Below are 12,064 nucleotides of genomic sequence, written 5' to 3' on the forward strand. Positions count from 1 at the left end.
TGCGAAGCCAGCAGACAGCAGGCCCAATGCGAAACCAGCAGCCAGCAGGGCTAAAACGCGCAACAAGCTATGCAACCCGAAAAAAAAAGTGATGGTTCCTCAGAGGTAGTATGTTGAAAGTTCACTGATCGAGATAGGATTCAAGGCGGAAAGCCGTTGAGCTTCGGTCGGCTACTAATCGGAAGTTTGTTTAATCCCCAAAACGGAAACCGAAAAATAACCCAGTGGGGATCGGATCAGGCTTTTGTGAACAAGACGAGCAGTAGGACTGATTCTGTTTTCTTTACGATAGTGGCTTGCAAATGCCAGTAGCAAGAGATACCCCGTGCCCCGTTATGTCGAGTATAGGGCTAGTTGAGTTTCCGAAGGGTGGGTTTGAAGCAGTAATTTTTGATTGTGATGGCACATTGGTAGATTCCATGCCGGCACATTTTGATGCTTGGTGTGAAGCTCTTGCTACTTTTGGCGCAGGAGGGATTTTTAAGGAGGACGTGTTTTTCGCGATGGGAGGAAGGCCCACTCGGGATATCGTTAAGGATCTAAACGTTGAATACGATCTGAAGCTCGATCCTGATGCGATTGCACTCGCAAAACGTGAGGCGTATCTGAAGAAATTGGCCAACGTTGAATTCATTGAGGAAGTCGCAGAATTTGCGCAATCACTTCGAGGCAAAATTCCAATGGCTGTTGCATCGGGTGGCTCACGCTACGTTGTAGAAAAAACACTTTCTCTACTTGGCTGTTCCGATTGGTTTGATGAAGTGGTTACAGCTGATGACGTCACGAACGGAAAGCCGGCCCCTGATATTTTCCTGAAAGCTTCTCAACTGCTTGGTGTGGAACCAGGGAAATGCTTGGTTCTCGAGGATGCACCTCCCGGTGTAATTGCAGCGCAGGCTGCGGGAATGAGCGTTATAACTATTCCGATGCCCCTTGTGGTGACGAGGTAGGGATAATCGGTTGATCCTCCAATAATTCGGTTTCGGAGGGAAGGAGCACGGGAGAAGTTTCTGATTCCTGAGCCGAGTCAGATGTTGGAGATACAGAATCATCTTCAACAGGAACAACTATACTATAGACTCCGTCTCCAACTTCGAGGGTGCCGGACTGGATATCTGCGGCGGCGTATTGCCCAAGTTTTTCTCCGCTAACCCGTAGATTTGCAGAACGTCCATTTGGACCTTGGGTTGTAAGTATGGATCCACTCGGCACAGTCCATGTTCCGTAGGCCTGTATCAAAACGAAGGTTCGGTTTGCGGGAATCGATGCGACACGTCCTACAACGCTTCGTTTTTCTTGGACTTCCTTTTTCTCAGACGGCTCTGATTCGACTCTATCCGCACAGCTTGAAAATACCAGGAGGAGTACTGGTATTGAGAGGATGGAACAAAACTTTTGTTTGTAGCGCTTCATTACAAGTTTAAGGGACTGTTAGGGCGAAAGGCGCTGCATGAGCCAATCGCCGCTGGATTGGACTGTATAGATGAAGCGATCGTGGATCCGCGCTGCGGCGCCTTGCCAGAATTCGATTGTCTTGGGTTTAATTCTATATCCGCCCCAATGCGGTGGCAGCGGGACATCCTTACCTTCGTATTTTCTGGAAATTTCAGTAAGGTTTTGTTCCAAAATCCCACGAGAATTGATGACAGTGGATTGATCCGAGACCCAAGCTCCAATCTGAGAATCACGGGGTCTGGAACGAAAATATTCGAGTGATTCTTCTTTTGTAACTTTAGTTACGATTCCTTGGATAATTATTTGGCGTTCGAGTGTTAGCCATGGAAAGAGTACCGAAACGGATGGATTATTATCGATCTGAATACCCTTTCTTGATGAATAGTTTGTGAAGAATGTGAAGCCGTCGTGGTTAAATGCCTTTAATAAGACCGTGCGCTGCGAGGGCAATCCATCCGGAGATACTGTGGCCAGGGTCATGGCATTCGGTTCATGGATACCTAGTTCGGAAGCTTGTTTAAACCACTGCTCGAATACCTCGATGGGATCCCTTGAAAGATCTTCGCGATGAAGGCCTTTTGTAGAATATTCTTTGCGGAAAGTGGACAAATCCATGTGCATTTCTATCCTGAAATTTCCGGAATTCAAACCAGAATGGAATCTTAACACCCCGGATGTAAAAGAATTGTAATAAGGCCATTGGGACTTGTAAGCGTTAGGTAGTCCTTTTTTACTAAGTGCATGAAAATGCAAAAAAATGCATGGTGGCTCGTCCCTGCGGTTTCTTTAGGCGTCTTTGCGTGTAAGGAGAAACCTAAGAATACCGAGAGTGGCGACGAAGATCAGTCTATCGTGGAGAAAGTTCTGGAGACTGTCGAAGAGGTGGTTACTCCAAAATCCGATCCCCTTGAGGCAAAACTCAGCGATGAGGAACGTGCTGCGAAACTTGGGTTCGCACAGTATCTGCCGAAGGATACTCAAGTTGTTGTTTCGGCATACAATGCGAAACAGGCGGCGGAACAGCTGAAAGCACTGGAGCTCTATGGACTTATCGAGGGCAATCTTGGAATGGGTAATGCGATGCTCGAAGAGGACCATATTGAAGAGCCAATGGTTGAGGATGCCATGGTGGATCCTATGATCGAGGAGGAGATTCTTGAAGAAGATGAGATTGAGGCTCCAGATGCGGAGCAGATGGAGAATGAAATGGAGATTGCACCTGCTCAAGAGGGGCAGCCAAGTCCTTGGATGTTGCTCGGGCAAGAAGTGACGTTGGCCTTTGGTAGCACAACAAGCGCGGAAGCTGGCAATGCACTTATCTTCAATCGGAGAATGGCATATTTTCAGGCGGTAGCGCTAGGGAAAGCAGCATTGTCCTTTGCTGAAACCAAGAGTCCCGGTGCTTTCGAGGAGAGCATTGGAAACTCCTTTGGTAGCGAAGAGTTGGTTAAATCACTTCTGAATGATCCTGAATCCGGTCTGAAGCTGTTGAAAGAGGTTGATATGCCGACACTTTACATGGCCTTCCGTGCTAAGGACGGTGAAGTGGAGCAAGCGGCACAGCTTGTCAATTCCGGCATGGGGATGTTTGCGATGGCTGGTGAAATGGTTGCGCCCGTAGAGTTTGAAACGGGGGGATCCACTTTTTCCGGGTATCAGGTTTTGGGCGAGAAAATCGCCGAAGTGATGGAGGGTGAACGTGAGAGTATGGAGAAGGATCTAAGCGCTGAAGATATTACAGAGCTTCTGGACATCATTCGCAGTAAAAAGCTCACAATCGTGACAGGCACTGTCGGCAATTATGTCGTGGCTATGATCGGTGGTAATCAGGACAAGCTCGCTCTTAGTTCGGGTGTGAAAGACTCTTTAGTCGCATCCGGCGAACTCAATTTTGTGGATGCCTATGCGGACAAGCAGTTGGTTTCACTTATTTACGGCGATGATGAACTTGCTAAAACCCTGATCGATGAATCGGGTGGACTCGCGACATATGCTTTAGGACTGCGTGATGGCATTGCCGGTGGCACTTCACTCGGTGATACGCGCGATCTGCAGGCAATGTTCCAGATCATTGCTGACCGCGAAGAAGCTTTGCTGGACCTTGGATCCTACGACGATCTTGGGTTAGTCGCATTTGTAGACAACGGGCTGAAAATCGAGAGCTTTGGCGGATATGACAAAGGTGCAGTTGATTGGAAGAAATCCACTACCCTCTCCCACTTGGGTGATAGCGGAAGTAATTTGCTATTCCTCAATGTTCCCGGCGATGCAAAATATGATGAGAAATTAGGCGAGTACGCGGAGGCTCTTCTCGAAACTGCTTACGCGGTAACGATGAAGGTATCCGAGCTTGATATCGACGACAGAGATTTTGTTGAAATGAAGCAATACGCCCAGTTGTTCGATGCGCAGTTTCGTGAAGATGTCGTAGGAATCTATGAGGCCATCAGTGGAGATCTTGCCCAGGGGCTAGGTGACGAGTATGCTGTTGTGGTAGACTTGGAGGGTGCTTTTCCTGCCGTTCCCGGTGTCCCGCAAGCGGTCATCAATGATGCGAAAGCGCCGAGGTTGACGATGATCGCTCCTGTGGAAGATCGCGAAAAACTTGCATCCGCATGGACGAAAATTGACGGAAGAGCGACATCGCTTCTCGCAAAGGCGAGTGAAATGACAGGGAAAAATATCCCTATGCAGAAGCCGATGAGTTCAGAAAAAGACGGAATGACCACCTGGTTCTTCCCTCTTCCGTTCTTCCAGGATGACTTCATGCCTTCTGTCACAGTTAGCGACGAATGGTTCGCCGCATCTTCATCAAAAACGCGCGCAATCGATTTGATCGGTAAGGCTTCCGCCGGTGGCGTCGAGGGCAACGGCATCAAATTCTACGTGAACTTCAATACCCTTACCAACTACGCTGATGAAATGATGACGATGGTTGAGAACAACGCTGACGATCTGTTCCCCAACGAGTTTCAGTTGAGGAACTTCAACCGTAACAAGAAGGATATTAAAGAGATCATCGCAGCCTCGAAAGACTTTGATACGCTTGATTGGACTATCCGAAAAGAGGACGGCTTGCTCCGCAGCAGCATCCACTTCAAAATGAAATAACGAAACAGGTTCGGAATCTTGTGTCCGAATATTTCCCGGCCCTGCGCTCTTTTCTGGAGCGTGGGGCTTTTTTGTGAATAGGTAGCGGATATGGAAATTGAGCCTATCGGGTTTATAAGAACGTGTTTCGGTAGCAAATTTGCGGTGCCGAGGCAGCCGGGACTCTGTCCCAGCGCATGGGGCGTTCTGGAATTCTCGCAAAGCTATAGCGCTCCCGAGACGATTCGTGGTTTGGATGGGTTTTCACATGTCTGGTTAATTTTCGGCTTTCACCAAACTTCGGACGAAGGCTGGCGGCCCACGGTCAGGCCACCTCGTCTGGGAGGAAATGATAGGGTGGGTGTGTTTGCCAGCCGCTCGACTTATCGTCCGAACGGATTAGGACTTTCCTTGGTAAAATTGGACCGGATCGACGAAGACCCACCAATCCTGCATGTAAGCGGAGTGGACCTAGTGGATAAGACCCCGATCTATGATGTGAAGCCGTATCTGCCGTATGCAGAGGCCATTCCGGATGCTAGCGCAGGCTATGCGGAAGCCGAGATACCGCGATATGAGGTGAAAATTGAGGAAATTGCCAAGAGGGCGTTCGAAAAACTCGATGAGCGCTCCCAACATTTGATTAAAGAGGTTTTATCGCTGGACCCGCGACCTGCCGCAGGCTCTCGGGACGAGAAAAGAATCTATGGAGCAGAGCTTGCGGGGGTAAATGTTCGTTTTCGATTCGATTTCATAACTGCTTGTGTATCAGTGGTGAAGATTGAAGGGGTGTAGGTTTTGAGGTTTCCAGCTTGCTTGAAGAGTAGGGTTTGAATACGGGAGTGGCCCGTCGGAACTGCTTCTGCGATCCGGCGCTCACCTAATATTTTTAATTATGGCTATTTCTAGAGCATTGCTTTCGGTTTCCGACAAAACAGGTCTGGTGGATTTTGCGGAGGGTCTCGCCGAGATGGGCGTGGAACTTCTTTCTACCGGAGGAACTGCCAAAGCATTGCGCGACGCGGGTCTCAAAGTGATTGATGTATCCGAATACACCGGTGCGCCTGAGCTATTCGAGGGCCGCTTGAAAACTCTTCACCCCAAGGTCCACGGAGGTCTTCTCCACAGGAGAGATGACGCGCAACATGTGGCGGATGCGAAGAAGCATGAGATCCCGCCGATTGATTTGGTTGTCGTAAATTTATATCCTTTCGAGGAGACGGTAGCGAAGGAAGGTGTGACTCTTGAGGACGCTATTGAGAATATCGATATCGGTGGGCCTTCCATGCTACGCAGTGCTGCGAAGAATCATTCCCATGTCACGGTCATCGTTTCTCCGGATGATTATTCTGTAGTGCTCGAGGAAATGCGGGAAAACGGCGGGGATACGACGCGGGGGCTCCGGGAGCAACTAGCGGTGAAAGTTTTCCTCCGCACTTCCCAGTATGATGGAGCTATTACCAATTTCCTCGGCCAATCACGTCAAGGCACAGGAACTTCGTTTACGCTTAGCATGCCGCTGGAGCAGGAACTTCGCTATGGAGATAACCCGCATCAGAAATGCTCCCTATACGGCAATTTCGCCTCCTGCTTCACCCAAGTCCAGGGTAAGGAACTGAGCTACACGAATATCCTAGATATCGAGGCTGCAGCGGATCTGATTCTTGATTTCGTGCGTCCTACGGTGGCAATTCTCAAGCATACAAACCCTTGCGGGGTAGGTCAGGACGATGAGGATCTCCGTCGAGCTTGGCAAAAAGCCTTTGAAACCGATCGTCAGGCGCCATTTGGAGGTGTGATCGTGACGAACCGCCCACTTACCATCGAGCTTGCACGGGTAATTTCAGAAATTTTTACAGATGTAATTATTGCTCCTGAGTTCGAGCCGGATGCACGTGCACTTCTGCAGAAGAAGAAAAACCTGCGTCTGATGAAGATGAACGATGCCTATCTGGTAGCGAAAAAATCCCCTGTCATCCGCTCGGGTCCAGCTTCATTGATGGTTATGGACCGCGATCATAGTGCTCTTGGTCTTGAGAATCTGGAAAGCAAGGTTGTGACCAAGCGCCCTCCAACTGAGGAAGAGCTTCGTGCAATGCGCTTCGGTTGGAGAATTGTAAAAAATGTTAAATCCAATGCAATTGTTTATGCACAAGCAGACAGAACCCTTGGCATTGGTGCAGGGCAAATGAGCCGCGTGGATTCCTCGAGGATTGCCGTATGGAAAGCGAAAGAAGCTGGTTTGGACCTTGCTGGATCCATTGTCGCTTCTGATGCCATGTTCCCGTTTGCCGATGGCCTTCAGTCCGCTATTGATGCGGGTGCCACCGCTTGTATCCAGCCTGGTGGCTCGATGCGTGATGCCGAGGTTATTGCGGCGGCGGATGCTGCGGGAATGGCAATGGTATTCACCGGCCACAGGCATTTCAGGCATTGATTGATCGTTGGAATGTCGGAACGGATTCTTCGCCTGGCAATAAAGGTCAGGCTGAAGAAGTCGCGTCGATGGGATCATTCATTTATGCGTTCTGAACGCTCGATGCTGAAAGTTTAGAAGCTTACCGAAACGCGGGTAAGTGTTTTGGTTATTTAGCGGTCTTGCAGCTGGGACACTTCCGGAAATGGAATTGTCCGGAGTTGTGATCGTTTACATGGTTTCACTAAATCGCTTTTTCGGATGGTGCATGGAACTCTGGGGTGATTTGTTTGCGGAGCTTTATGAAGATAGGGATTGCACAAATCAATGGGGTGGTGGGGGATTTTCCGGGAAACGCGAAACGTATTTTAGCGGCTTATCGCGAGTGTCTGGAACTTGGGGCGGATGTAGTGGTGACTCCGGAAATGAGTTTGGTCGGGTATCCTCCACGCGATCTGGTTTTCAAAAGCCAATTTGTCCCGAAGTGCTTGCAGGCCCTCGATTACCTTGCCGACGAGGTGAAGGAGGTTCCACTTCTGGTGGGCTATGTGGATTTCTCCGAGAAACAGATAGGTAAGCCGTTCAGAAATGCCGCAGCATGGCTGGAAAAAGGGGGAATTCGCCACAAATTGTGGAAAACGCTTCTGCCGACCTATGATGTTTTTGATGAACGCAGGTATTTTGAGCCTAGCGAGGAATGTAACGTATTTGAATGGAAGGGGCATAAGATCGGGCTGACGATCTGCGAAGATATTTGGACGGAAGACTATCTTCAGAGGCCATTTTATGACCGTGATCCGGTCGAGGAATTGACCGCGAAGGGGATCGATATCCTGATCAATTTGAGCGCGTCTCCGTTTCATCTCGGGAAGCCTTCCGGAAGAAGGGAAATGTTATCGGCAGTGGCAAAGCAGGCCGGTGCCGCGATCGTATATTGCAACTCTGTGGGCGGGAATGATCAGTTGGTTTTCGACGGTCACTCGCTGGCTATGAATGCCAATGGGGAAGTCATAGAGCAAATGGAGGGTTTCATAGAACAGGCCAAGGTGGTCGATTTGGGCGGAGAAAATTCCAGAAAAGACGCGAAGATAGAGATTCCAACAGAAGATACCGAACAGCTTTATAACGCTCTTGTTCTTGGCCTGCGGGACTATGTGAGAAAATGTGGTTTTTCCAGTGTGTGTCTCGGGCTCAGTGGCGGGATTGATTCCGCGCTGACAGCGGTGATAGCTGCCGACGCGTTGGGAGCTGAAAACGTAAGGGGGCTGACGATGCCTAGTCCCTATTCCTCACGGGGAAGTGTGGATGATTCTTTTTCTTTGGCGAAAAATCTGGGGATTGAGTGCGAGGAGGTATCAATTTCCGCGGCATTTGAAGCTGTTAAGAGCACCATGAGGCCGGTTTTTGAGAGGAAAGAGGAGGATGTGACCGAAGAGAACATGCAGGCGCGTTTGCGAGGACTTTTCCTCATGTCTCTATCGAACAAGGATAACCACCTGCTACTGACTACGGGAAACAAGAGCGAACTGGCTGTGGGGTATTGCACGATCTATGGAGATATGTGCGGCGGTTTGGCTGTTATTTCCGATCTTCCGAAGACGAAGGTTTTCGAGCTATCGCGCTGGATCAACCGCCGTGGAGAGCGGATTCCCTGGAACACCATTGAGAAGCCGCCGAGTGCCGAGCTGAGGCCTGATCAAAAGGATCAGGATACCCTGCCTGAATATGACATTCTGGATGCTATTCTGGAACTATACGTTGAGCAGCAACTGGGAGCTGAGGAAATCATCGAAAATGGGTATGATGAATCCATGGTTCGCTGGATTCAGCGGCGGGTGGATCTGAATGAATGGAAGCGACAACAGGCGGCACCGGGTCTTCGCGTAACTTCGAAGGCCTTCGGCATGGGTAGGAGGATGCCAATCGTTCAGCGTTTCGTATAGGTCCTAACATAGTTGAAGGGGGCGAACTACTAGGTGGCCGTGGATATAGTTTACTTTTTCAAGGCTTTTCTTTTATCAGGCATGGTGGGATAAGGTTCGTAAGATGACGCTGACGGAAGCTAGAAAGATTTTGGGTTTGGGAGCTGACGAGGATCCACGTCCACATCTCGAGGAATTTAAGAAAGTCCGTGAGCAGATCGCCGATATGGTTCGCACCGCTCCGAACGATATGTTGGCGGAGCGTTATCAGCAGGGGTTGGTCGAGTTCGATAGAGCTCTGGCTGCTGTCCGGGAATATCTGGAGGCATTGGGTCTCGCTCCCAGAGAGGAAGTTGTGGAAATGGCTGCAGAACCTTCAGCGCAAAGGGGGCAAGCCGTGTTTGTTTCTGAAAATCAAGTGGAGGAACCTGTCGGATTACCACTCGAATCGCAGGAGCTTCCCGAAGAGGAACCTGTTGTGGAGCCTGAACCTACGGTGGGAAAAGGTTTTATGCTGGTTTGCTGGCTTCTGTTACTGCTGGCAGTTGCAGGGTTCGGGGGCTGGACCTACTTGAAGATCAAGGAGGAGCGTGATCTCAGTAACCAGGCCAGGGTGGCTTTCCTCGAAAGACAGGGCTCGATCTTCATTGAGGGCCGTAGGTGGGCTGAAGCGGGCGAGGCCTTCGACGAAATCGCGGGAATCTATCCAGATTCGGAATTGGTGACTTTAGGGCGCCGTGGAATCGAAGCGGGGATGATCGAGGAGCAGAATCAGTTTATCGGTTATTGGAAGGGTGAGGCGATTTCCGCATTCGAAGCGAGTCGTTGGGAAGATGCTGAAAAGGCTGCCAATGAGGTTCTGACGAAATACCCCGGAGAAGAGGAATTGGTGGAGCTTGTTGGGAAAATTTCCGAGGCGAAGTCACAGGAGAAACGTCAGGCTGCTTTTTCGGAAGTTCGCGAGCAAATGGAGGAGCGAAATTTCGATGAAGCGATATCCGGGGCGACTGCATTGTTGAAAAGCGATGAATCGGATAAGGATGCCATTGAGTTACTGAAAGATGCTAAGGCTGCCAAGCTGAAGGCAGAGGAAGATCTGGTGATAGCGCTAGGTCTGCAAACCAAGACCATCGCTGCTGATACAGGCGAATACAACGAAGAGGCGCTGGAATGGATGCGGGAAGCGATTTCGCTGGCACCTGATAACGCTGAGATTTTAGCGACTTACGAGAGAATCGCAGCATACACGCGCACGATCCGGATTCCCGATGATGTTGCGACTTTAGAGGAGGCCTTGGCTACCTCGAGAGATAAGGATAGGTTGGTTTTGGGGGCGGGAACATGGGAGGGTCCACTCATTATCAACAATGTGGTGAAGCTCGAAGGGATCCCCGGGAAGACGATTATACAGTGCGAAGCAGGCAAGAGTAGTGTGATTTCGTTTGGTCCTAATGCGCACGGAGCTACTGTGGCTGGAATAACCATGAGGCATCTCTCCTTCGACGATGGAGAGCAGCGGTTTTCGGTGGCTTTGCTCCGGGGTGCGAAGGTTGATTTTTCGGACTGCCGATTCGAAAAAGGTAGTGGGCATGGTCTCGCTATTCAGGAGGGTGGTCATGCCAAGGTGCTCCGCTGCAGATTTACTGAAAACGGCTGGAACGGGATTTCTGTAAGAGGCTCGGGAAGTTTATTGGAAGCGGAAAACAATATTCTCAGTGAAAATTACCAGAACGGGATCGAGAGCTGGGATGGTGCTTCTGTTATACTGCGGGAAAATACCTGCTCAATGAATACGCGGAATGGGATACATCTGGACAACGGGTTATCTTCCGCAACGGTGTTGGATAACGTTCTCTCGGAAAACCATGAGTTTGGAATGATTCTTACAAGTGCGGGATCCGGCGAGATTACCGGAAACGTCATTGAGAAGAACACGCTTGGTGGAATTGTGGGAATGGCGAAGGTAACCGGCGTGAAAGTGACCGCCAACAACATTACAAAAAACCTGGGCCCCGGTCTGGTTCTGGAGAAAGCGGCAATTCAGGAAAACTATATCGGAAATAAAATTTTCGGTAATTCCGGAGAGGAGCTTATTGCTGACGTTGACTTCGCGGGTGAGCAGTAGTGATCCGGCTCGGTTGTTCAAATATTTATCTGGCTGAAACTCTTTGGTTTTGTTAGGAAATGCGAAACAGTTTTCCTTTTCTTATGCCTGCACCTACCGAATACAAGCACCCGATCAATGTCCGGTCCAAACAGATGGAGATGCCTAGCCGAGGCTCCCGTAACGACGACTACGACGATAAAATCAGGAGCGCACAAATGGAGCTGGAAAGAATCCAGCAAGAGCGTGAGGAGCTTGAGCGCAAGAAGAACGAGCTTGAGGAGCTGACAGGGCGGAAACGAGCGTTTCTAAGCCAGCAGGTTGAGCTCACTGAGAAGCTTTCCACCTCACTGACGCTGATAGACCGCGAGCTTTACGAAATGCGTGAAGAGGCGGAGCATCTTGAGCAGTGCCGCACATGCTTTGCAGAACATCTGGAAAAAATCCAGAAACACGATCCGGAAAAATGGACACGGAACAATCTCCAGGAGAAACTTGAGAAAGCTACCCTCGTGACCGATCTGGCAGAGGATGAGTATGACCAAGCCGCAGCCTATTTCAATGGCACGCGTGCGGGCGGAGTTTTCGGCGGCACCTCCAAACGCCGACGCATCAAAAGCACGGGGATCGGTAACGCTTCGGATTTCTGGGAACAATTTTCAAACGGACTGGCATTCAACCTGCCTATCGCGACTTTGGGTGGGCTCGCACTAATCGTATATCTATTCAAATAACGTCATGGCCAAGCTGAAACAAATCGATCTCTTCGAAGAAGACCACGAATTGCTGGAGCTTTGCGAACGTGAGAAGCAACTCAGGGAAGCACAGAAACAGGCAGAGAGGCTCCCTGAAATCCTGGCTCATGAAAAACATGAGCGGGACTCCACCATGCCACCGATGGCGGAAATTCTGGAACGTGAGGAGATCCAGCGCTTCGAGCAGAGCCTGAGCCGGGGACAAGTTGAAAATATTCTTAGAACACAGCGTCATAGTCTTGCCCTAATGCTGCTTCTGGCTGTTGCCACGACTCTGATGCTGCTGTGGGCTTATAAAATTGCAGTGGGCTGAAGCTTAAAA

At 49.9% G+C, this 12,064-nt stretch carries 10 protein-coding genes; 8 read left to right on the top strand and 2 right to left on the bottom strand.

Annotation, left to right across the window (positions count from 1 at the left end; all coding sequences use genetic code 11):
* Positions 1-335: 335 nt before the first annotated feature.
* The gene (locus AAGA79_RS03645; RefSeq protein WP_411827415.1) at positions 336-950 is read left to right on the top strand and encodes an HAD family hydrolase; all 615 of its coding nucleotides are present in this window, start codon (positions 336-338) and stop codon (positions 948-950) included.
* Here the strand turns inward: AAGA79_RS03645 and AAGA79_RS03650 are convergent.
* Positions 919-1,413: a hypothetical protein gene (locus AAGA79_RS03650; protein ID WP_411827416.1), complete on the bottom strand. Its 495-nt coding sequence runs from the start codon at positions 1,411-1,413 to the stop codon at positions 919-921. The genes AAGA79_RS03645 and AAGA79_RS03650 overlap by 32 nt on opposite strands.
* Before the next feature lie 18 nt (positions 1,414-1,431).
* Entirely contained in the window at positions 1,432-2,070 is a 639-nt protein-coding gene (gene pdxH, locus AAGA79_RS03655; RefSeq protein ID WP_411828209.1) for a pyridoxamine 5'-phosphate oxidase, read from the bottom strand.
* A gap of 126 nt (positions 2,071-2,196) precedes the next feature.
* Between pdxH and AAGA79_RS03660 the strand changes: the two genes are divergently transcribed.
* From AAGA79_RS03660 to AAGA79_RS03690, 7 genes are all read left to right on the top strand, one after another.
* The gene (locus AAGA79_RS03660; RefSeq protein WP_411827417.1) at positions 2,197-4,566 is read left to right on the top strand and encodes a hypothetical protein; all 2,370 of its coding nucleotides are present in this window, start codon (positions 2,197-2,199) and stop codon (positions 4,564-4,566) included.
* Positions 4,567-4,656: 90 nt separating this feature from the next.
* Positions 4,657-5,340 (top strand): tRNA (N6-threonylcarbamoyladenosine(37)-N6)-methyltransferase TrmO, encoded by a 684-nt coding sequence (tsaA, locus tag AAGA79_RS03665; RefSeq protein WP_411827418.1) that lies wholly within the window; start codon positions 4,657-4,659, stop codon positions 5,338-5,340.
* 100 nt (positions 5,341-5,440) lie between these two features.
* Complete coding sequence (purH, locus tag AAGA79_RS03670; RefSeq protein WP_411827419.1) at positions 5,441-6,982, top strand: bifunctional phosphoribosylaminoimidazolecarboxamide formyltransferase/IMP cyclohydrolase; 1,542 nt, start codon at positions 5,441-5,443, stop codon at positions 6,980-6,982.
* 281 nt (positions 6,983-7,263) lie between these two features.
* Positions 7,264-8,904 carry an NAD+ synthase gene (locus AAGA79_RS03675; RefSeq protein WP_411827420.1) on the top strand — a complete coding sequence of 547 codons (1,641 nt, stop codon included), beginning with the start codon at positions 7,264-7,266 and terminating at the stop codon, positions 8,902-8,904.
* 103 nt (positions 8,905-9,007) lie between these two features.
* Positions 9,008-11,008: a right-handed parallel beta-helix repeat-containing protein gene (locus tag AAGA79_RS03680; protein WP_411827421.1), complete on the top strand. Its 2,001-nt coding sequence runs from the start codon at positions 9,008-9,010 to the stop codon at positions 11,006-11,008.
* 83 nt (positions 11,009-11,091) lie between these two features.
* Positions 11,092-11,721, top strand: coding sequence for a hypothetical protein (locus tag AAGA79_RS03685; protein WP_411827422.1), 630 nt, complete (start codon positions 11,092-11,094; stop codon positions 11,719-11,721).
* 4 nt (positions 11,722-11,725) lie between these two features.
* Positions 11,726-12,055: a hypothetical protein gene (locus AAGA79_RS03690; RefSeq protein ID WP_411827423.1), complete on the top strand. Its 330-nt coding sequence runs from the start codon at positions 11,726-11,728 to the stop codon at positions 12,053-12,055.
* Positions 12,056-12,064: the final 9 nt, after the last annotated feature.

The sequence above is a fragment of the Luteolibacter sp. AS25 genome (assembly GCF_046736275.1).
Taxonomy (GTDB): Bacteria; Verrucomicrobiota; Verrucomicrobiia; order Verrucomicrobiales; family Akkermansiaceae; genus Luteolibacter.